The sequence below is a fragment of the Myxococcus sp. CA040A genome (genome assembly GCF_013336725.1).
Classification (GTDB): Bacteria; Myxococcota; Myxococcia; order Myxococcales; family Myxococcaceae; genus Myxococcus; species Myxococcus llanfairpwllgwyngyllgogerychwyrndrobwllllantysiliogogogochensis.
Genome location: NZ_JABUMR010000016.1, coordinates 15,099 through 35,098 on the forward strand (window position 1 = coordinate 15,099; position 20,000 = coordinate 35,098).

The following is a 20,000-nucleotide window of genomic DNA, read 5'->3' on the forward strand; positions in this document are numbered from 1 at the left end:
CTGGCTTGCATCAGGGTACGATGCGCCCCCCTCACATGACGCCCCCACCCCGAATCCTCGTCGTGGCAGGCGAGGCCTCCGGCGACGCACACGCCGCCGAACTCGTCGCCGCCCTCCAGGCCCGCCGCCCTGACCTCACCTTCTTTGGCATGGGAGGCTCGCGCCTGGCCGCTCGGGGGGTGGAGCTGCTCTTCGACGCTCGAGAGGTGTCCGTCATGGGCATCACCGAGGTCCTTCCCCGCATTCCCCGCATCCTCCAAATCCTCAAGGGGCTGGCGAATGCCGCCACGGAGCGACGCCCCGACGTCGCCATCCTCGTGGACATCCCGGACTTCAACCTGCGGCTGGCCGAGAAGCTCAAGGCCCAGGGCATCCCCGTCGCCTATTACATCTCGCCGATGATCTGGGCGTGGCGCCGGGGCCGGGTCCGCACCATCAAGCGGCTGGTGGACCGGATGCTGTGCATCCTCCCGTTCGAGGAGGACTTCTATCGCGAGGCCGGAGTGAGTGCCCGCTACGTGGGCAGCCCCGTCGTCGAGCAGGTCCCCGCCCCCGACACCGCCGTCGCCTTTCGCGAGCGGCTGGGCCTGGACAAGGACGCCCCCACGCTCGCGCTGCTACCGGGCAGTCGGATGAGTGAGATTCGCAGGCTCCTGCCGGCGATGGTGGCCGCGGCGAAGCGCCTGTCCGCCGAGCGCCCCGGGCTCCAAATCGTCGTACCCGTGGCCCCCACCATCCCCCGCCAGGAAGTGCTCTCCCACTTCGAGGGCAGCGGCCTGACGCCCGTGCTGGTGGACGGGCGTGCCCCGGAAGTCGTGGGCGCCAGCGACGCGGCGGTGGTGGCCTCCGGTACAGCCGTGTTGGAAGCAGGACTGATGCAGCGGCCCCTGGTCGTCATCTATCGGGTGTCGCTCATTACGTACTGGGTGGGCCGGCTGATGCTGAAGGTGGCCTTCGTGTCCCTCATCAACCTGCTGGCCGGCCGGCGCGTGGTGCCGGAGCTGCTCCAGGGCGAGATGACGCCCGAGCGAATCGCGGACGAGGTGCGCCGGGTGTGGACCCCCGGGGCGCCACGGGAGGAGATGCTGAAGGGGCTGGCGGAGGTGCGGGGGCGCCTGGGTGAGGCAGGAGCGGCCACCCGGGCGGCCGAGTCGGTGATGGAGCTACTGCCCCCGCGCGCCATTTAGGGTATGTCGGCCCGGCCATGAACCCTGCGCTGGTCTGCATCCCCACGTACAACGAGCGGGAAAACATCGAGGCCATCACCCTGGCGGTGCTCAAGGCCGACCCCCGCGTCGATATTCTCGTCGTCGACGACAACTCCCCCGACGGCACGGGGCAGATCGCCGACCAGCTCGCGGCGAAGGAGCCCCGGGTTCGCGTCCTGCACCGCGAAAAGAAGGAGGGCCTGGGTCGCGCGTACCTCGCCGCCTTCCGCTGGGCGCTGGCCGAGGGCTACACGTACATCCTGGAGATGGACGCGGACTTCAGCCATGACCCGCGCTACCTGCCCGGCCTGCTGGATGCCGCCGAGGCGGGCTCCGACCTGGTGCTGGGCTCGCGCTATGTCACCGGGGGCGGCACGGTGAACTGGGGCGTTGGCCGGCAGGTCATCAGCCGCGGCGGCAGCCTCTACGCCCGCACGATTTTGGGCGTGGGCGTCTCGGATTTGACGGGCGGCTTCAAGTGCTTCCACCGCCGGGTGCTGGAGGCCATCGACCTGGATGCCGTGCACAGCACCGGCTATGCGTTCCAGATTGAACTCACCTACCGCACGCTGAAGAACGGCTTCACCGTTCGAGAGATCCCCATCATCTTCGAGGACCGGCGTGTGGGACACTCGAAGATGAACAAGAAGATCTTCGCCGAAGCGCTCACCATGGTGTGGAAGCTGCGTCTCACGGTGTAGCGAAGAAGGGCGTGCGGTGATGAAGGCCTATCTGGCGCAATTCCTCGTCGCCCTTCCGGCGATCTTCTTCGTCGTGGACCCCATCGGCGTGGTGCCGCTGTTCCTGGCGATGACGTCCGGCGACACGAAGGAGAAGATTCGCCGCACGGCGATGCGCGCGTGTCTGGTGGCGTGCGGGCTGATGACGTTCTTCGCCCTGTTCGGCACCATCATCTTCAAGGTGTTCGGCGTGTCGCTGGGGGCCTTCCGCGTCGCGGGCGGCATCCTCCTGCTCATCACCGCGTTGGACATGCTCCGCGCCCGGCCTTCCGCGACTCGCACCACGCCCACGGAGGAGCAGGAAGGCGCGGTGAAGGAAGACGTGGCCATCGTCCCACTGGCCATTCCGCTGTTGTCCGGCCCCGGCGCCATCGCCACCGCCATGGTGCTGATGGCCCGAGGCAACTCCATGACCGCCACCCTGCCCGTGCTGGCGGCCATCATCCTCACCTTCGTGGCCAGCTACTTCATCCTGCGCGCCTCCGGCCTGGTGCAGCGGGTGCTGCGTCAGTCCGGGGTCGCCATCGTCGAGCGCGTCATGGGGCTCATCCTCGCCGCCATCGCCGTGCAGTTCATCGCGGACGGCGCCAAGGAGTTGATGAAGTAGCTCACTTGCCCGCGACCCACTGAGGGCCCGCGCGCTTCAGCGTGCCCTGGGGCGTGCCTTCCAGCGTGAGTTCGTCCGGCCCGGAGCGGCGCGCGTCGTACGCGTAGCCCTCTCGCACTTCCTGCAGGTACACCACCACCGCGTCGAGGACGCTCTCCTGGACGACCTTGAAGGTGGCGTCGCCGCAGCGGGGTTCATCGCCTTCGAAGAAGCGCTCCAGCATGGACTGCTCGGGGCGCCGTACGTACACCCGCACCGGGGTGGGCTCCTGCCTGCCCTGGGCGGCGATCTCCTCCACCACGCGCGACGGCGTCGGTTCCTTCAGCACGGATTGAATCAACGAGCACTTCTCCGCCTCCACCTCCCGCCTCACGGCGAGCGGCGCCTGATGCGCGCAGCCCGCCCCCGCCAGGAGCGTGACACCCACCACGCCCCAGGCCCACCGTTGGAATCGCTCCATCCCGTCGCCTCCTCGTTGCGTCGTCGCGTCCGCTACAGCTTCCTCCACCGCGGCGAGAAGGGCGCCCCGTCCAGCGTCGGGTCCTCCACCGCGATGATGTATTCGGCCCGGCGGTTGGCCGCCTCCGCCGTCTCGTCCGGAGTCCGCACCGCTGGCGACTCCTCCCCGAATCCCTCGTAGAAAATCGGAACCTTCAGCCCGCGCTGACGGAAGGCCGCGGCGATGCTTCGCGCCCGCTTGAGCGACAGCTCCCGGTTGTCCGCCGTGGCGCCCACCGTGTCCGTGTGCCCCAGGACGTACAGACGAACCGCCGCGAAGCGGCCGTATTTCGCCAGCGCCTCCGCGATCAACGCATGGCTCCTGTCCAGCTTGCCGCGCTCCGCGGCGGGAATGTCCGCGCGGCCCGAGGCGAAGCTCACCTCTTCGTGTGGAATGTCCACGCGCCAGGGAAAGAGGTCCACGCCCGTGTAGAAGTCCGATGTGTCGAAGGCTCGGAGGGAAATCTTCATCACCCGGCCCTCGGCGGGCGGCCAGCTCAGTGAAAGCGGCGTGCCCGCCACCTCGCCCTTGAAGGGCACCTCGCCCTCGAAGGCCTTCTTTCCGGTGTCCATCAGCACCGTCAGCTCCACGTGGCCCGCGGGACGCGAGAGCTGGAAGCGAAGCTTGCGCCCCGCGACGTCCACGTCCTCCGGGCGCACGTCCAACCGCAGCGGCCCGTTGAGCTCCGTGTCGAGGGACAGCGGCATGGTGCCCGACTCGCCGTTGGGGAAGCGCACCACCAGCTCGCCTTCGTAATGAAAGCGGCCCTCGGGTTGCTCCAGCTCGATGCGCCGGGTGACACCCGGCTTCCCCCCGCCCTTCACCTCGACCACCTTCCCGTCGCCGCGCTTCAGCTTCACCTCGAAGCCCGCGATGGGCTCTTCGATGTGCACGAGCAATGCCGGGAGCTTCTCGCCCACCGCGGCCCGACCCTCCAGGGACACCCGGATGGCGTCCGCGAACGCGGGCAACGGGGTTGCGGCGACAAGACTGAGCACTAGCAGCAGGCGGGCATTCATGGCGCGGCGTCGACCTCCGGCGTCACGGGCCGCGCTGCAACAGCGGCCCGGATGGGTGGATTCCTCCGCGACAGGGTAGGCGGATGCTCCCTGCGAGCAAATGCTTCGCGAGCCAGACGCGAACAGCGCGACGGAATTCACCCGCGCGCGCCACAGGCCCCGGCAGCCGGGGAGGCATGCTCCAGCTTCCTACCCGCTCTTCTGTGCCCGGCTCAGGGCACGCCGACGAGGGTGATGCCCGCGGCGCGCGCGCCCGCGAAGAGCTCCGGCGCGTCCAGCAGCACGGTGCGCCCCGCCTCCAGCGCCAGCACCTTCGCGCCCACTTCCTTCATCACTTCCAGCGTGCGGGGGCCCGCTGCGGGCAGGTCGAAGCGCAGGTCCTGCTGCGGCTTGCAGCGCTTCACCACCACCGCGCCGCCCGCCCCGAGAAGCCGGCCGCCGCGACGGATGGCCTCGTCGGTGCCTTCCACGGCCTCCAGCGCCAGGACGTGGCCCTGATGCACCACCACCGTCTGGCCCACGTCCGCCTGTCCCAGCAGCACGGCGACCTCGCGTCCGAGCGCGACGTCCTGAGCCTGCGCCGAGCGCAGCGGCGGCCCCGCGAGGTGACCTTCGGGGCACAGCACTTCTCCCAGGAAGTCCGTGGGGGCGATGATGGTGATGCCACGTGACTCGAAGTCCGCCGCCACCGCGCGCAGGAGCGAGTCATCCCGGAAGCTGCGCAGGCGGGAGATGATGCGCATGGCGCCCAGGTCCGGACGCGCATCCTTCAGCGCCTTCACCCGGCCGATGCCGCCCGCCATGGCCGCCTGCTTCACCGCCATGGCCTGGAAGGCCTTCTGGATGCGGTTCACCTGCCCCACGCGCACCCAGGTGAGCGAGGCGACCTCCGAGGCCAGCGCCGGGTCCGTCTCTCCCCGGTGCGCCACGGCCACCACTTCCAGCCCCCGCGCCTTCGCCGCGCGCGCGAAGAGGAGCGGAAGCTGCCCGTTGCCCGCGATGAGGCCGATTCTACTGTCCTGGGGTACAAGCGCCATGTCCACAGCTTACCGCGTCGGGCCGCTCAGCGCGTCAGCCCGCGCTTGCTCTGCGCGATGAAGTCCACGAGGTGGTCGACCTCGGGGTGGCCCGCCAGCTCCGTGCGCAGCCGCGCCAGAGCCTCCTGGAGCCCCAGCTTGGAGCGGAACAGGATGCGGTGGGCTTCCTTGATGCGCTCGATCTGCTCCTTGGAGAAGCCGCCGCGCTCCAGGCCCACGGTGTTCAGGCCCACCAGCTCCGCCCGGTCCCCCTGCGCCGTGGCGTACGGGGGAATGTCCATGGTCACCATGGCGCCGCCGGAGATGAAGGCGAACCTGCCCAGGCGGGTGAACTGGTGCACCGCCGCCAGGCCGCTGATGATGACGTGGTCCTCCATCGTCACGTGGCCCGCGAGCGCGGACCCGTTGCCGATGCGACAGCCATCTCCGACGATGCAGTCGTGGGCGACATGGCTGTTGGCCATGAAGAGGTTGCCGTTGCCGACCCGCGTCGCGCCGCCGCCGCCCGCCGTGCCCTTGTGCAGGGTGACGAACTCGCGAATCGTGTTGTCGTCGCCGAGCGTGAGCTCGGTGTCCTCACCCGCGTACTTCAAGTCCTGCGGGTCCGCTCCCACCGAGGAGAACTGGAAGATGCGGTTGCGCGCGCCGAGCGTGGTGCGCCCCTCGATGACGACGTGGGGCCCCACGCGGGAGCCCTCGCCAATCGTCACCTGGGGACCAATGACCGAGAAGGGTCCCACCTCGACCGTGTCGTGCAGACGCGCATCGGGATGAACCACCGCGGAGGGATGAACCTGAGCCATGTCGTTTCCTCTGCCTCGCCAGCTCGCGGTCAGGACGCCGCGCCCTCTGCCGCTCCAGCGTCCTTGTTCTTGTCCACCACGGTGGCCAGGAACTCGCCTTCGGCGACCTTCACTCCATCCACGGTCGCCGTGCCCTTCGTCTTCCACACGGCGCCCTTGTGCCGCAGCACCTCGATGAGGAGCTGCAGCCTGTCTCCCGGCACCACCGGCTTGCGGAAGCGCGCCCCGTCCACGCCCATCAGGTAGGTCACCTTCTGGGTCGGGTCCATGTTCTCGCTCTTATACGCAAGGATGGCCGAAGCCTGGGCGAGCGCCTCCAGGATGAGCACGCCCGGCATCACCGGGTGCCCCGGGAAGTGACCGTTGAAGAAGGGCTCGTTGATGGTGACGTTCTTGTAGGCCGTGATCTTCTGGCCCGGAACAATCTCCACCACCCGGTCAATCAGGAGGAACGGATACCGATGCGGCAGCAGGTTCTGGATTTCTCCGATGTCCATCACTCCCCCTTCGCCTTCTCGAGCTGCTCCACCCTGCGGCGCAGGGCCCGCATTTCCTTGAGCAAGTCCGCGACCTGCCCCGACGCCGCGCTGGCACGCAGCCACTCGCGGTGGGCAATCGCCGGACTGCCACTCACCACCTGACCATCCGGGACGTCATGGGCCACACCGGACTGGGCGCCGACCTTGGCCAGGTCACCCACGCGGATATGGCCCACCACGCCCACCTGCCCGGCCAGCACCACGCCGGTGCCAATCTCCGCTGAGCCAGACACGCCCGCCTGCGCGCAGATGAGCGACATGGGCCCCACGCGCACGTTGTGGGCGATCTGCACCAGGTTGTCGAGCTTGCTGCCTCGCCCCACCACCGTCTCGCCCACCGTCGCGCGGTCGATGCAGGTGCAGGCGCCCACTTCGACGTCGTCCTCGATGCGGACGTTGCCGACCTGGGGAATCTTGAAGTGCTCGGGCCCCTCTTCGCCCTCGGGATTGAAGGCGAAGCCAAAGCCGTCCGCGCCCACCACGCTCGCCGCATGGAGGATGACGCGGGAGCCGATGACACAGCGCTCGCGCACCGTGACGTTGGGATGCAGGACGCTGTCCTCTCCCACCGTGGCGTGCTCCCCCAGATAGGCACCGGGATACAGCACGCTGCGCGCGCCCACCCGGGCGCCCGCTTCCACGCACGCGCCCGCCAACACCGTGGCCTCCGGATGGACGGTGGCCTCCGGATGGACCCACGCGCCAGGACGGATGCCGGGCGCTGGGCGGGTGGCCGGATGGAACAACCGCAGCAGCTTCGCGTAGGCGAGGTGCGGGTTGGACACACGCACCAGCGAAAGACCCTCGCGGGGCGGGGCGTCACCGCCGACCAGCACGGCCGAAGCCTTGGAGGCCTCGAACTGGCGGCGGTAGCGCGTGTTTCCGTAGAAGGACACGTCTCCCGGGCCGGCTTCTTCAAGCCCGTTGAGTCCGTGGATGAGCTGCTCAGGGTCACCGAGAAGCTCTCCCCCGACATGGGCGGCGAGCTCCCCGAGCCGTCGGGGTGCGGGAGAGGTCTTCACGTGGAGCCGATTACTTCGTCGGGGCGTCCTTCGCCGCCGTCGTCTTCGTCGTCTTCGAGCCGTTGTAGGCGCGAATCACTTCGTTGGAGATGTCGTACTGGGCCTTGGCGAAGACGATGCCCGAGTCCCGCTTGTCCAACACCATGCCCAGGTCGTCCCGCTGGGCGATGGACGCCACCACCTGGTCGATCTTGTTGATGATGGGCTCCATCTCCTGGCGCTCCTTGGTGGCGGCCTCGCCGCGGCTCTTCTCCCACTTCTGGGCGAGCACCATCACCTTGCGCTGCAGGTCCGCTTCCTTCTGGGCGCGGACGTCGGGAGTCATCGCGCTGGACTGCTTGTCCAGCGTCTCCTTCTCCGTGCGCAGAGCGGTCTGCTCCTTGTCGATTTCCTTCTGCTTCTCCTCCAGCCACTTCTGGAGGCGGGCCTTGGCGGCCTTGCCGTCATCGACCTCGAGAAGGACGCGCTGGAGGTCCACGTAGGCGACCTTCAGGTCGGCGGCCGAGGCGGCCACCGGCAGGGCAAGCGACAGGACGGCGGCCATGGCCGCGACAGTGGTGCGAAGCGACATGTTCAACAGCTCCTCAGGGAAGGGTACAGGGTCCGACGTCAGACGCCCGGGCTTGTTCAACCCTTCCCGCCAGGGCGGGGCCGGGACGACGGACGATGGCTTATCAGAAGAAGTTGCCGATAGTGAACTCGAACAGAATCCGGTCGTCTTCCGGCCGCCTGGTCAGCGGGATGCCCCACTCGAAGCGCAGGGGACCAATCGGGCTGAACCAGCGGAAGCCAAAGCCCGCGGAGTGGAAGAGGCCGAGCGGCAGCTTGTCCTGTCGGTCCTGGAAGAACCGTTCGTTCGAGGCGAAAGCATTGCCCGCGTCATAGAAGAGCACGCCGCGCAGGCCGGCCTTCTCGAAGATGGGGAACTCGAGTTCGAAGTTGAAGACGAGCTGCTTGTTGCCGCCGACGAGGAAGTCCGTGACGGTGGCGTCCGGGTTGCTGGAGCGGGGCACCTTCACCGAGGGGCTGATGCTGCGCAGGTAGTAGCCGCGGACGCTGTTGATGCCACCCACGTAGTACAGCTCGGAGATGGGCAGCGGACTGTTCGAATCCAGCTGCTGGATGTAGCCGATGGTGGCGTTCGTCTTGAACACGAAGCCCAGCGGCATCGGGAAGTACAGGCGAGAGTAGGCCGTGTACCGGTTGAAGAGGAACGTGCCGCCCATGAAGTCCGGCGCCAGCTCCACCGAGCCGTAGTGGATGAAGCCGCGCGAGGGGAACAGGCGGTTGTCTCGGCGGTCGAACGACAGCGAGAGCCGGGCCGCGCTGGTGGTGCCGGAGAGGAACTGGTTGGCCAGGAGCACGGCGCCCAGGTTCGAGCCCGCCTCCACGTTCACCCACTCACGGGTGTAGCCGACCGTGCCGAGCAGGTCGTCGATGAACTGGTAGCCGATGGAGATGGTGCCACCGGTGGAGTTGCGGATGAAGCCGTCGTAGTCGGCCTGGACTCGGAAGAACTCCGCGGACAGCAGGTAGTTGGTGTCCAGGAAGTACGGGTCATAGAACGACAGCTGCACCAGGGAGCGCAGGCCGGAGATCTGCGCGGACGCGGAGACGCTCTGGCCCCAGCCCAGGAAGTTGTTCTGGGAGATCTGCGCCGTGAAGATGAAGTTCTCCACGTTGGAGAAGCCGAGGCCGACCTGGAAGGTACCGGTCGCCTTCTCCTTCACCTCCACGTGCAGGACGATGGTGTCGTCCGTGCTGCCCGCGCTCTGGGTGATTTCCACCGTCTCGAAGAAGCCCAGCGCGGTGACGCGCTCCTTGCTGCGGCGCACACCGGTGCCGCTGTAGAGCTCGCCTTCGTACACGCGCAGCTCGCGGCGGATGACCTTGTCGCGCGTCTTGCTGTTGCCGACGACGTCGATGCGCTCGATGGTGACCTGGGGGCCCTTCTGCACGTCGAAGGTCAGGTCCACCGTGCGGTTGTCCGCGTTGACGCTGGTGACGGGGTTGATGTTCGCGTACGCGTAGCCCCGGTCGAAGTAGACATCCGACAGGCCGACGATGTCCTGCGACAGCTGCGAGCGGTTGAAGCGCTGGCCCGGCGTCGACTTCATCAGCTCGGCCATCTTCTCCTTCGACACGTCGGAGAGCAGGTCGCCAGAGAAGTCGATCTTCCCGATGTCGTAGGGCTCACCCTCGACGATGCGCAGGGTGATGTAGATGTAGCGCTTGTCCGCGGACAGCTGGACGGTGGGCTTGTCGATCTTGACGTTGATGAAACCGCGGTCGTAGTAGGCGATCTGGATGACGGCCAGGTCGCGCTGGAAGGCCTCTTCGCGGTAGGTGCCCTCGCCCGTGAAGAAGGACAAGAAGCCTCCCTCGCGGGTGATCATCGTCTCCTTGAGCACCGACGCGGGGACCTTCTCCGCGCCAATCAAGGTGATCTGCTTCACCATCACCTTGGCGTGCTCGTTGATGATGATGATGACGTCCACGCTGTTGTTAGCGCCGCCCTCGTTGGGCTTGATCTGGTACGTCACCTCCGCGAGGAAGAAGCCCTTCTCCACGTACTTGGCCTGGATCTTCTTCACCGTGCTGCGCACGGTCTCCAGCTCCAGGATGGTGTTGGGCTTGACCTCGATTTCCTCCTTCAGGTCGTCCCGGCTGAGCTCCTCGTTGCCCTTGAGCGTCACCAGGCGGACGATGGGCCGCTCCTCGACGCGGACGACGTAGGCGACGCCGCGCGGAAGCCGCTGCACGAGCAGCTCCACGTTCTGGAAGTACCCCAGGGCCCACACGGCCCGGAGGTCCTCGGCGCTGCGGGCGGACGCCAGGGACTGGCCGACCTTGGTGCGCAACGCGCGGCGGATGGCCTCGGCCTCCACGCGCTTGTTTCCTTCGACGCGAACCTCCACCACCCGGTTGAGGTCATCCTCGGACGCGGGGGCGGCGTCAGCGGGGGCGGCGTCGACAGGGGCGTCCTGAGGACGTTCAGAGGCGGGGGCAGGGGTGCTCGGAACCGGGGCCGCGGAAGGCGCACCCCCGTTCACCTGCGCCTGGACGGAGCCAGGCACGAGCGACCACAGGACGACCGCTAGCAGCGGGAGCAGTGACTTGCGGGACAGAACGGGGTGCCTCAAGGGGAGACCGGCCAGAGAAAGGCGGGGCAATGTACGGGAAGGGGCGCGACGCCCTCAATCCAAAAGCGCGGAGCCATCAAGCCTCCGACACCTGCCCGCCAGCCAGCCGCAGGCGGCGGGGCATGGAACGGGCGAGCGTCTCATTGTGGGTGACGACCACGGCGGTGATGCCCAACTCCCGATTGACGTCTCTCAGGAGCTGGTGGATGCCCTCGCCCGTCGCCGGGTCCAGGTTTCCGGTTGGCTCGTCGGCGAGCAGGACCGCGGGTTTGAGAACCAGGGCGCGGGCCAGGGCCACCCGCTGGGCTTCACCACCGGACAGTTCCCCTGGCCTGTGGTCCACCCGCTGACCCAATCCCACCCGCTCCAGGAGCTCCCGGGCATAACCGTAGGCCCCGGAGCGCTCCCGGCGCTGGATGAGGGCCGGCATGGCCACGTTCTCCAGGGCGGTGAACTCCGGCAGCAGGTAGTGGCTCTGGAAGACGAAGCCCATGGTGCGGTTGCGGAACTCGGCGATCTCCGCGTCGTTCATGTCGAACACGGAGCGGCCATCGAAGAAGACCTCGCCGGCGGCGGGGGCGTCCAGGGTGCCCAGCACGTGCAGGAAGGTGCTCTTCCCCGCGCCGGAGGCTCCCACCAGGGAGACGAGCTCCCCCTTGCCGATATCGAGCGACACCGCACGCAGCACGTCAATGCGCTTGCCGTGCAGGAAGTAGCTCTTGAAGACGTTGCGGATGGACAACAGCGTCATGGCTACTCCGCCTTGAGCCCTTCCACCGGTTCCACGCTGCTCGCCTTGAGGGCCGGGTAGATGGACGCCAGGTAGGTGACGAGCACCGCGATGACGACAGCCAGCGCGGTCTGCAAAGGTTCGATGCGCACCGGCAGCGCGGGAATGTAATAGACCTCCGGGTCCAGCTTGATGCCGACCTTCTCGATGAAGAGGCACCAGGCAAGGCCGGAGAACAGGCCCAGCAGGCCTCCGGCGACGCCAATCTGGAGCCCTTCCGCGAGGAAGATCTTCACGATGCCTCCATCGGGGACACCGAGCGCCTTGAGGACGGAGATCTCCTTGCGCTTCTCCAGCACCAGCATGATGACCGTGGCGACGATGAGGCCCGCGGCGACGATGATGATGATGGAGAGGATGATGCCCATCACCAGCTTCTCCAGGCGCAGCGCGGAGAAGAGGTTCTTGTTCATCTCGCCCCAGTCGCGGGCGCGGTAGGGATACCCACCGAGCAGCTTCACCACCTGGCCGGAGATGCGCCGGGCATCGTCGATGTCGAGCACCTTCAGCTCGATGCCGGACGCGCCCTGGATGTTGAAGAAGTCCTGCGCTTCCTTGAGCAGGATGTAGACGAACTTGGAGTCGTACTCGTACATCCCCGAGTAGAAGACGGCCGCCACGCGGAAGGCCCGGTTCTTGGGGATGGGCCCCGTGGGTCCCAGCTCCGTGCCCAGGGGCGACACCACGTTCACCCGGTCGCCCACCACCACGCGCAGGGACGCGGCCAGCTCGCGGCCGATGACGATGCCGGGCAGCACGGGCGGCTTCGTCGGCTTGCCGGAACGGCGGATGATGTCGTCTCCGCCCTCCTCCCCTGCCCCACTCCCCTCGGGCGTCTCCGACTCTTCCTCGTCCAGTCCGCGCGAGAGGATCTTCTCCGGCGTGTAGAGGATGTCGAGCGAGCCGTTGCCGAGGATGTTGCGGGGCAGGTCCGTGACCTCGCCCACGGTGGCCGGGTCGATGCCCTTGATGATGACGCCGTCGACGTTGCCCTCGGAGGCGATCATCACCTGGTTGATGATGAACGGCGTCTGCCCAGCGATGCCGGGCACCTTGCGGATGGACTCCATCACCTTGGAGTACTCAGGAAGGTCGCCCGCATACCGCGTCACCACCGCGTGAGCGTTGGTGCCCAGAATCTTCTTCTGGAGGTCCGCCTCGAAGCCGCTCATCACCGACAGGACGATGATGAGGGCCATGACGCCCACGCCCACGCCGCCCACCGACAGCGCGGTCATCATCATGGTGGGCGACTGCTCGCGCAGCTTCAGCGAGTGCAGCGCCTCAGACGCGGCCAGCGGGTCCGATAGGCCCAGCGCGCGGATGCGGGTGCGCTCCACCGCGGCCTCGGCGGCGCGGATGATGAAGTACACGAGCAAGGGCGGGATGATGCCGAACATCAGCACCGCCAGCGTCCCCAGCAGCAGCGACGGGCGGAAGACGGCCACGTGGCGGCGGGCGACGAACAGCTCGAAGCCCAGCTTCAGGTCCACGCGCCCGCTGCCGGCGGCGACGAAGCCCGTGTTGATGCCCAGCACCAACGCCAGCACCAGGCCGGTGAAGGTCAGCCAGTACGCCAGCTCGGGGCGGCCGAGCAGGCTCGCCACGTACGTCACCTCGCGCAGCCGGTAGCCCAGCTGGAGCTGGAGCCACGGAATCCGCTCCATCAAGGTGAGCAGGAGGGGGACGGGCAGCCCCAGGTAGAGGACGCCGATGGTGGCTTCCGGCAGCGACAGCCGCTGCGCGCGAGACGCGCCCACGAAGCCGGAGATGAAGGCCACCGCGGCGGCAATCACCAGGGAGATGGCGAACGCGCCGGTGGGAGGCAGCGACAGCCCTCCGCCCGAGTCCTTCGCCGCGCTCAGGTCCGAGGAAGGAACTCCACTGGACAGCACCGTCTGGAGGAGGACGAGGACGAGCTCCGCGAGCAGGATGCCGCCGCCGTAGGCCCCCAGCGTGCTCCAGTAGAAGTCCCGGTAGCGCGCCAGACGCGGGTACAGCGGAGCCCCGGCCGCGAGGCTCGGGCCCTCCGTCGTCGCCGGCGCGCGCTGGGTCCCCAGCGCGACCAGTCCCCAGCCCAGCAACCAGATGAGCGTGCCGGAGACGAGCGACCAGGACCCGGCGGGCGGCAGCGAGTCCTTCACCGCGGCGTGCACCGGCAGGAGGGAGGCCCCGTTGATGGCCTGGAGCACCCCGCCCCAGCCGAAGAGGGACAACCCCAGCGCGGAGCTCACCTCCGCCCAGGCGCCGGACGCGGAGATGGACCACCCGAGCAGGATGAATCCGACCAGGGCCACGAGGGCCCCGGCCCAGAGGAGAATCCAGCGGTGGACGGTCTGCCGTTCTGCCGAGTGCACTTGGCCTCCTGGCTACTTCGCCAGTGGCTTGAGGAGGGGGAACAGGATGACGTCGCGGATGCTCTGAGAGTCCGTGAACAGCATCGCGAGACGATCAATCCCGATGCCTTCGCCCGCCGTGGGAGGCATGCCGTGCTCGAGTGCCCGGATGTAGTCCTCGTCGTAGTCCATCGTCTCCTGCTGTCCGCGCTGCTTGGCGTCGAGCTGGGCCTGGAAGCGGCCCTTCTGGTCCAGCGGGTCGTTCAGCTCGGAGAAGGCGTTCGCGATTTCCCGCCCCGCCACATACAGCTCGAACCGGTCCGCGATTTCCGGATTCTGGTCGTTCCTGCGGGCCAGCGGGGAGACGGCGGTGGGGAAATGGGTGATGAAGGTGGGATGAATCAGGGTGTGCTCGACGTGGGCCTCGAAGAGGGCGCCCACCAGCTCCCCGTGGTTCATCGTATCAATCGCGCGCCGCTCGGACTCGCCATGCGACGTCTTGAGCAGCTCGTGGCGCAGCTTGTCGGCGTCCGCCATGTCCTTGTCGGAGAGCGTCCCGCCGCCCACGGCCTCGCGGATGGCCTCCACCATGGAGATGCGCTTCCAGCCCTTGCCGAAGTCCAGCACATGCTCGCCGTACTTCACCTTGGTGTCGCCGGTGACGGCCTTGGCCGCCTCGGAGATCATCTCCTCGCTCAGGTCCATCAGGTCCTCGTACGTGGCGTACGCCTGATAGAACTCGAGCATGGTGAACTCGGGGTTGTGCCGGGTGCTGACGCCCTCGTTGCGGAAGTTCCGGTTCACCTCGTAGACGCGCTCCAGGCCGCCCACCACCAGTCGCTTCAGGTACAGCTCTGGAGCGATGCGCATGTACAGGTCGATGTCGAGCGCGTTGTGGTGCGTGGAGAACGGCCGCGCCGCGGCACCCGACACCAGCGGGTGCATCATGGGCGTCTCCACCTCGATGAAGTCACGGCCGTCGAGGAAGGAGCGGATGAAGCGGACGAGCTTGTTGCGCCGGAGGAAGGTCTGCTTCACGTCCGGGTTGGACACGAGGTCCAGGTAGCGCTGGCGGTAGCGGATCTCCACGTCCGTCAGGCCGTGCCACTTCTCCGGCAGGGGCCGCAGGGACTTGGTGAGCGGCGCGAACTTCGTCGCCGCCAGCGTCAGTTCGCCCGTCTTCGAGCGGAACAGCGTGCCGGTGACGCCCAGGAAGTCGCCCAAGTCACACAGCTTGAAGACCTCGTAGCCTTCCGCGAGCGCATCCTTCTTCATGTGGACCTGGATTTCGCCGGAGCGATCTCTCAGCTTGATGAAGGCTGCCTTGCCAAACGAGCGCATCGCCACGAGCCGACCCGCGACGTCGTAGGAGACAGGGGTCTGCTCCAGTGCTTCGGGGGTGTCATCAGCGTGTTTCGCGAGGATTTCGGCCGCGAGGTGCTGGGGGCGGTGGCCATTGCCGTAAGGGTTGAAGCCGGCCTCACGCCATTTCGCGGCCTTCTCCAGCCGCTGGTCGTAGATTTCCTGCTCCTTCGAGCCCAGTTCGTTGTTCTGGTCGTCAGCCATCGCGCGCCCTTCCAAGAGGCGCGGCACCGTAGCCAAGGCTCCCTCAGGACGCAACGCAACACATCGGGAAGCTTCAGGGGGCCGCCATCAACAGGAAGGCAGCGACCGCCGCGGCCAGCAGCAGGGGAATGAGAATCTCCACTGGAAAGCGGTGCTGCATGTGCGCCATGTGCAGGCCCTTCAGCCCGAAACGACGCTGGCGGCGCACTCGAGTCATCACCAGCGACGCCAGCGCGGGCGGGGCCTTCTCGCGCTCCACGCCCTGGAGACGTCGTACGGTGCGCGAATATCCCTCCCACCCCTGGCGGCACTCGTCGCAGCCGTCCAGGTGCGTACGCACCGCCTGCGCCTGGGGGGCGGGCAGCTCGTCGTCGGCGAGCGCGAAGAAGAGGGCCTTGGCCTCGCGGTGGTTCAGGTGCGGGTCCACGTCCGGGAGTCTGCGATGGAATCCACTCATGGCTCAAGCCGCCCCAGGAGGTTCGCCAGCTTTTCGCGCGCCCGGTGGAGCCGGCTCTTCACCGTGCCCTCGGGCAGCTCGGTAATGTCGACGATTTCGTCGTAGCTCAGCCCTTCGATGTCGCGCAGGGCCACCAGCATGCGTGCGTCGGGTTCGAGCTGGGAGATGGCCCACTGCACCCGGGCCCGCTCGCGCGCGGACTCCAGCGCGGCATCCGGTGCGGGCGGAGCTCCGGGCCCGTCCACCCACAGGGTGCTCGTCTCGTCGTACTCCTCCGAGCGGCCCCTGCCTCGACGCTTCAGGTACTTCAGCCGGTTGATGCAGTGGTTCTTGGTGATGCGGAACAGCCAGGTGGACAGCTTCGCGTCCTCGCGGAAGCGGCGGACGTTCTGGTGCACGCTGACGAAGATTTCCTGCACCAGGTCGTGGGCTTCCTCGCGGTCCCCCACCATGCGGACACAGAAGTCGTAGAGCCGGTCCTGATGCGTGCGAACCAGCTGCTCGAAGGCCTCGGGTTCGCCCTGGCGCAGCCGGGCCAGCAGGACCGCGTCCTCGCGTCGTGACGCGGTCGCATCCGCGGCCGGCCCGTCCTGTCCGATTTCGAGCACGCCGCCCGGCGACACCGGTGTCCTCCCGCGTCAGCCCCTCCGAGGAGGAAGGGCCACTGCCCCTTCAAGCCTATCCCGTTCCCCTGCCCCACCGCGCCTCCGACAACAAGGCGCGGAAAAAGGTTCCCGGGTGTCGGGGGCTAATCCATCGCCGCGTTGCGGTTGGGGTTCTTCACCCCCAACAACTGCGCGGTAATGAACTCCTCCAGGTCGCCGTCCAGCACCGCGTCCACGTTGCCCGTCTCCACACCGGTGCGCAGGTCCTTCACCATGCGGTAGGGGGCCAGCACGTAGGAGCGGATCTGCGAGCCGAAGGAGATGTCCTTCTTCGCGGCCTCGGCGGCGTCGCGCGCGGCCTCGCGCTTCTTCATCTCCAGCTCGTACAGGCGGCCTCGCAGAATCTTGAAGGCCATTTCCTTGTTGGCCGACTGCGAGCGCTCCGTCTGGGTGGTGACGATGATGCCCGTGGGAAGGTGGCGCAGCTGAGCGGTGGAGGACGTCTTGTTCACCTTCTGTCCACCCGCGCCGCTGCCTCGGATGAACTTCAGCTCGATGTCCTTCTCGGGGAGGTCGATCTGGATGGCGTCATCCACCTCCGGGTAGACGTCCACCGACGCGAAGGCCGTCTGCCGCCGCGCGTTGGCGTCGAACGGGGAGATGCGCACCAGCCGGTGCACGCCCACCTCGGCCTTGAGGTAGCCGTAGGCGAAGTCGCCTTCGATGCGCAGCGAGACGTTCTTGAAGCCCGCCTCCTCGCCCGGCACCTCGTCGCTGATCTCCACCTTCCAGCCCTTCGTCTCGCAGTAGCGCGTGTACATGCGCAACAGCATGGCCGCCCAGTCCATCGAGTCGGTGCCACCGGCGCCGGCGTTGATGTCCATGAAGCAGCTGCTGCGGTCCTGCTCGCCGGACAGCATGCGCGCCAGCTCCAGCTTCGCGACGTCGCCGTCCAGCCCCGCGAGCGAGCCCTCCGCCTCCCGGGCCGTGTCCTCGTCGCTCATCTCCGCCGCCAGCTCCAGCAGCGTCTGTGCGTCGTCCAGCCCGCGCATCACCCTGTCGTAGGAGGCCACGCCCGCCTCCAGCGCGGACTTCTCCTTCAACATCGACTGCGCCTTGGTGTTGTCGTCCCAGAAGGTGGGCAGCGTGCTCTCACGCTCAATCAACGCGATGCGGGACCGCTTGCGGTCCAGGTCAAAGATGCCCCCGGAGCGCCAACACGCGCTCCCGAAGGCCGTTGATCTTCTCCATCGAATCGTTCGCCATGTCTTGTTCTCCGCGGGCGCGCGGTGCCGTCAGCGGCCACCGCGTGGAAGTAGGTTGAAAACGAAAGCGTCAGGGCGTCTTGAGCGGAGCGACGGTGTCGCCACGGTCCGCTGACGCGCGGTGGGTCCCGGTGAAGCGCGCGAGGACCCGGTCCAGGCTGAAGGCCCCCGCCATCCCCACGGAGATGGGCAGGATGAGCGCGATGAGCCGCCCGTTGTCCTGGTCGAACGGCGGGAAGAGCTTGAGCAGGATTCCCAGCACCGCCGTCACCGTGAGCACGCCCCATACCGTGAAGAGCCGGGCTCGCGCCTTCGGGTTGCCCCGCATCAGCGACACACCGAATGGCACCGCCAGCAGCGTCAGCGGGTTGGCCAGGAACAGGTTCTCGTTCCGGTAGACCACCGTATGGTCCGTCACCAGCCACATGACGAAGAGCGCCGTGCCTGGAATGCCCAGCACCAGTCCCAGCAGCGCGTTCTCCAGACCGAGCAGCACCCGCGCCAGCCTGCTCCCCCGCTTGCGCTCCCAGGCAGCCAGTCCCAGCGCTCCGCCGCCCAACATCAGGCCCAGCGCGAGAATCCAGGGCCCCCAGGCGGGCGGCTCGGCGGGGGGCCGCGCGCGGTCGGGCGACGCGTAGTAGTTCCAGCTCCTGGCCACCAACGGCCGGGACTGACCATCCGCGCCCTTCAGCTGGAGCGCCGCCACCTGCGTCTCCAGCTCGTCCGGGAGGAACGCCTCCTCCCAGCGGGTGATGGGACGGTCGATCTCATCGTTCATCATGAAGTCGAGCAGCACGCTCATCGGCGCATTCACCGACGTGTAGCGCCGCGTGTGCTCGCGCAGCGTCATCCGCCCCGGGGCGCGGTCCGCCTCGCGGAGCTGTCCACCCGTGGCCCCGTCAATCATGTCCCGCAGGCGCGTGACACAGTTATCGTTGTAGTGGTGATACAGATAGTCGCGATTCTCCGGCAGGACGTTGTCGGCCAGTCGCCTGGCGATCTGCTGTCGCTGCTCCGGAGGGAGGTTCAGCTCCTGGACGCGGACGTCGCGGTCCTCGGCCCGGTAGAAACCATAGGTCTTGTCGACGCGCGCCTGCCCCACCCAGAACTCCAGCCGTCCCATCGCGAAGCGGGCGAGCATCGCGACGTCGAAGGAGGAGAACATCCCGTAGTTGTAGAGGCGCGCCACGCCGAGCCGGCGGTCCTCCACCACCAGCGAGCCATGTCCCCACCACGAGGGCACATCGTCGCCCGGGCTGAAGGTGGCCAGCGAGATGACGAGGTCCTCGCCCTGGCTCTCCCCCGTTCCCCAGGGAGGCACCAGGTCCGAAGCAGCCGCGCGCGCGGGGGCCGCGAGCAACAGGCAGAGCAGGCAGAGAGCGATGAGCGACAAGCGAGGCATGGCTTTGTCCAACACGCGGGAGGCGGCCTACCTATCATGCACGCCGTCCGACTCAATCGACAGGATGCCGGATTGTCCGCCAGGGGGGCGTGCGAGGCCCCTACATCAGGCTGCGGGCCCGGCGGGCCTTCGCGTCCACCTGGAGCGAGTCCGCCACCATGCCGCGCTCCCCCAGGAGCTCTTCCTCCAGCGCCGCCATCCGCTTCGCATCACGCGGGCGCTCGTGGTCGTGTCCCAGGAGGTGCAGGAGCCCGTGCGCCAGGTAGCGCGCCATCTCCGACTCCAGCGTGCGGCCATACTCCTTCGCCTGTCGCTTCGCAGTGTCCAGGGAGATGACCACGTCGCCCAGCGGGCGCGGGCCCGGCGTCCCCCGGGGCTGCTCGCCCGCGGGGAAGCTCAGCACGTCCGTCGCCTTGTCCTTGTCCCGCCAGGTGCGGTTGAGCCGACGGATGGCGCGGTCATCCACCAGCGACAGCGACAGCTCGCAGTGGGCCAGCGACAGGCGCTTCAGGTAGTCCCGGGCCCATGTCGTCAGGAGCCGGCCGAACTCCTTGCCCTGCCCGTGCGCGACCTGCACCGTCACCACGTTCTCCTTCTCCCGGGGCGCCGGCGCTTCCATGTGCGCGCGCTCCGGACGGAAGGCCGGCGCGCAGACGGACCAGTAGTCACACGCGCCCTTGCCGTCGTTGCGGTACACCACGCGCTTGCCGCGTGGCACCATGCCCACCTCGCCCGCGGGGATGCGCTCGCGGCGACCCTCCACCACGAGCGTCAGCTCCCCCTTGAGGACGATGACCACCTCGTCGAACTCGGGTCGCTGAGCCGGCTCGGCCCAGCCCGGAGGGGCCAGCATCCGCGCCACGGACGCCGCATCCGTCCCCGTCGTCGCCGCGCCCACGAACTCCTCGATGCGCTTGCCGTCATCCCTCGGGATGACCTTGCCCTTGCGAAGTCTCACGCCG

Annotated in this window: 19 protein-coding genes; 3 read left to right on the forward strand and 16 right to left on the reverse strand. The window is 67.9% G+C overall.

What is annotated here, in order from left to right; all coding sequences use genetic code 11:
• The first annotated feature begins 35 nt into the window (after positions 1-35).
• From lpxB to HUA75_RS42470, 3 genes are read left to right on the forward strand one after another with little or no spacing between them, the layout of a single operon-like run.
• Complete coding sequence (gene lpxB, locus HUA75_RS42460; protein WP_141648308.1) at positions 36-1,187, forward strand: lipid-A-disaccharide synthase; 1,152 nt, start codon at positions 36-38, stop codon at positions 1,185-1,187.
• Between the two features lie 17 nt (positions 1,188-1,204).
• Entirely contained in the window at positions 1,205-1,909 is a 705-nt protein-coding gene (locus tag HUA75_RS42465; protein WP_141648307.1) for a polyprenol monophosphomannose synthase, read from the forward strand.
• Positions 1,910-1,928: 19 nt separating this feature from the next.
• Entirely contained in the window at positions 1,929-2,555 is a 627-nt protein-coding gene (locus HUA75_RS42470) for a MarC family protein (protein WP_141648311.1), read from the forward strand.
• Between the two features lies 1 nt (position 2,556).
• On the opposite strand, the gene HUA75_RS42475 is transcribed toward HUA75_RS42470, so the two are convergent.
• The 16 genes from HUA75_RS42475 to ybeY form a co-directional block, all read right to left on the reverse strand.
• On the reverse strand, positions 2,557-3,015 hold the full coding sequence (locus HUA75_RS42475) for a hypothetical protein (protein WP_174458857.1): 459 nt from the start codon (positions 3,013-3,015) through the stop codon (positions 2,557-2,559).
• Between the two features lie 32 nt (positions 3,016-3,047).
• Positions 3,048-4,073 (reverse strand): OmpA family protein, encoded by a 1,026-nt coding sequence (locus tag HUA75_RS42480; RefSeq protein ID WP_174489696.1) that lies wholly within the window; start codon positions 4,071-4,073, stop codon positions 3,048-3,050.
• 212 nt (positions 4,074-4,285) lie between these two features.
• Positions 4,286-5,110, reverse strand: a complete 825-nt coding sequence (locus tag HUA75_RS42485) for an LpxI family protein (RefSeq protein ID WP_141648304.1) — start codon at positions 5,108-5,110, stop codon at positions 4,286-4,288.
• Between the two features lie 26 nt (positions 5,111-5,136).
• A complete protein-coding gene (gene lpxA / locus HUA75_RS42490) occupies positions 5,137-5,913 on the reverse strand; it encodes an acyl-ACP--UDP-N-acetylglucosamine O-acyltransferase (protein ID WP_141648303.1) in 777 nt (258 codons plus the stop codon).
• 29 nt (positions 5,914-5,942) lie between these two features.
• The gene (gene fabZ, locus HUA75_RS42495) at positions 5,943-6,410 is read right to left on the reverse strand and encodes a 3-hydroxyacyl-ACP dehydratase FabZ (protein WP_141648302.1); all 468 of its coding nucleotides are present in this window, start codon (positions 6,408-6,410) and stop codon (positions 5,943-5,945) included.
• Positions 6,410-7,474 (reverse strand): UDP-3-O-(3-hydroxymyristoyl)glucosamine N-acyltransferase, encoded by a 1,065-nt coding sequence (lpxD, locus tag HUA75_RS42500; protein ID WP_141648301.1) that lies wholly within the window; start codon positions 7,472-7,474, stop codon positions 6,410-6,412. Before lpxD ends, fabZ begins: the two co-directional genes overlap by 1 nt.
• A 10-nt stretch (positions 7,475-7,484) precedes the next feature.
• The gene (locus tag HUA75_RS42505) at positions 7,485-8,045 is read right to left on the reverse strand and encodes an OmpH family outer membrane protein (RefSeq protein ID WP_141648300.1); all 561 of its coding nucleotides are present in this window, start codon (positions 8,043-8,045) and stop codon (positions 7,485-7,487) included.
• Positions 8,046-8,148: 103 nt separating this feature from the next.
• Positions 8,149-10,395 carry an outer membrane protein assembly factor BamA gene (gene bamA, locus HUA75_RS42510; RefSeq protein ID WP_141648310.1) on the reverse strand — a complete coding sequence of 749 codons (2,247 nt, stop codon included), beginning with the start codon at positions 10,393-10,395 and terminating at the stop codon, positions 8,149-8,151.
• A gap of 298 nt (positions 10,396-10,693) precedes the next feature.
• Complete coding sequence (locus tag HUA75_RS42515) at positions 10,694-11,368, reverse strand: ABC transporter ATP-binding protein (RefSeq protein ID WP_141647327.1); 675 nt, start codon at positions 11,366-11,368, stop codon at positions 10,694-10,696.
• 2 nt (positions 11,369-11,370) lie between these two features.
• Complete coding sequence (locus HUA75_RS42520) at positions 11,371-13,764, reverse strand: ABC transporter permease (protein WP_174466583.1); 2,394 nt, start codon at positions 13,762-13,764, stop codon at positions 11,371-11,373.
• Positions 13,765-13,776: 12 nt separating this feature from the next.
• Entirely contained in the window at positions 13,777-15,309 is a 1,533-nt protein-coding gene (lysS, locus tag HUA75_RS42525; protein WP_174489697.1) for a lysine--tRNA ligase, read from the reverse strand.
• 73 nt (positions 15,310-15,382) lie between these two features.
• On the reverse strand, positions 15,383-15,766 hold the full coding sequence (locus HUA75_RS42530) for an anti-sigma factor (protein WP_141647330.1): 384 nt from the start codon (positions 15,764-15,766) through the stop codon (positions 15,383-15,385).
• Positions 15,763-16,389: an RNA polymerase sigma factor gene (locus tag HUA75_RS42535; RefSeq protein ID WP_141647331.1), complete on the reverse strand. Its 627-nt coding sequence runs from the start codon at positions 16,387-16,389 to the stop codon at positions 15,763-15,765. The genes HUA75_RS42530 and HUA75_RS42535 overlap by 4 nt, the downstream gene beginning before the upstream one ends.
• Positions 16,390-16,514: 125 nt before the next feature.
• Positions 16,515-17,637, reverse strand: a protein-coding gene (gene prfB, locus HUA75_RS42540) for a peptide chain release factor 2 (RefSeq protein WP_246137653.1) whose coding sequence is annotated in 2 segments (ribosomal slippage) — positions 16,515-17,567 and positions 17,569-17,637 — 1,122 coding nt in all. Because the reading frame shifts where the segments join, the coding sequence is not laid out codon by codon here.
• 69 nt (positions 17,638-17,706) lie between these two features.
• Complete coding sequence (locus HUA75_RS42545) at positions 17,707-19,038, reverse strand: DUF4105 domain-containing protein (protein ID WP_174489698.1); 1,332 nt, start codon at positions 19,036-19,038, stop codon at positions 17,707-17,709.
• Between the two features lie 100 nt (positions 19,039-19,138).
• Positions 19,139-19,996, reverse strand: a complete 858-nt coding sequence (gene ybeY, locus HUA75_RS42550; protein ID WP_141647334.1) for an rRNA maturation RNase YbeY — start codon at positions 19,994-19,996, stop codon at positions 19,139-19,141.
• Between the last annotated feature and the right edge of the window lie 4 nt (positions 19,997-20,000).

Excerpts from the sequence above, each read along its gene's own strand:
- lpxB (WP_141648308.1), top strand. The coding sequence starts at position 36 with ATGACGCCCCCACCCCGAATCCTCGTCGTGGCAGGCGAGGCCTCCGGC.
- HUA75_RS42465 (WP_141648307.1), top strand. The coding sequence starts at position 1,205 with ATGAACCCTGCGCTGGTCTGCATCCCCACGTACAACGAGCGGGAAAAC.
- HUA75_RS42470 (WP_141648311.1), top strand. The coding sequence starts at position 1,929 with ATGAAGGCCTATCTGGCGCAATTCCTCGTCGCCCTTCCGGCGATCTTC.
- HUA75_RS42475 (WP_174458857.1), bottom strand. The coding sequence starts at position 3,015 with ATGGAGCGATTCCAACGGTGGGCCTGGGGCGTGGTGGGTGTCACGCTC.
- HUA75_RS42480 (WP_174489696.1), bottom strand. The coding sequence starts at position 4,073 with ATGAATGCCCGCCTGCTGCTAGTGCTCAGTCTTGTCGCCGCAACCCCG.
- HUA75_RS42485 (WP_141648304.1), bottom strand. The coding sequence starts at position 5,110 with ATGGCGCTTGTACCCCAGGACAGTAGAATCGGCCTCATCGCGGGCAAC.
- lpxA (WP_141648303.1), bottom strand. The coding sequence starts at position 5,913 with ATGGCTCAGGTTCATCCCTCCGCGGTGGTTCATCCCGATGCGCGTCTG.
- fabZ (WP_141648302.1), bottom strand. The coding sequence starts at position 6,410 with ATGGACATCGGAGAAATCCAGAACCTGCTGCCGCATCGGTATCCGTTC.
- HUA75_RS42505 (WP_141648300.1), bottom strand. The coding sequence starts at position 8,045 with ATGTCGCTTCGCACCACTGTCGCGGCCATGGCCGCCGTCCTGTCGCTT.
- HUA75_RS42515 (WP_141647327.1), bottom strand. The coding sequence starts at position 11,368 with ATGACGCTGTTGTCCATCCGCAACGTCTTCAAGAGCTACTTCCTGCAC.
- lysS (WP_174489697.1), bottom strand. The coding sequence starts at position 15,309 with ATGGCTGACGACCAGAACAACGAACTGGGCTCGAAGGAGCAGGAAATC.
- HUA75_RS42530 (WP_141647330.1), bottom strand. The coding sequence starts at position 15,766 with ATGAGTGGATTCCATCGCAGACTCCCGGACGTGGACCCGCACCTGAAC.
- HUA75_RS42545 (WP_174489698.1), bottom strand. The coding sequence starts at position 19,038 with ATGCCTCGCTTGTCGCTCATCGCTCTCTGCCTGCTCTGCCTGTTGCTC.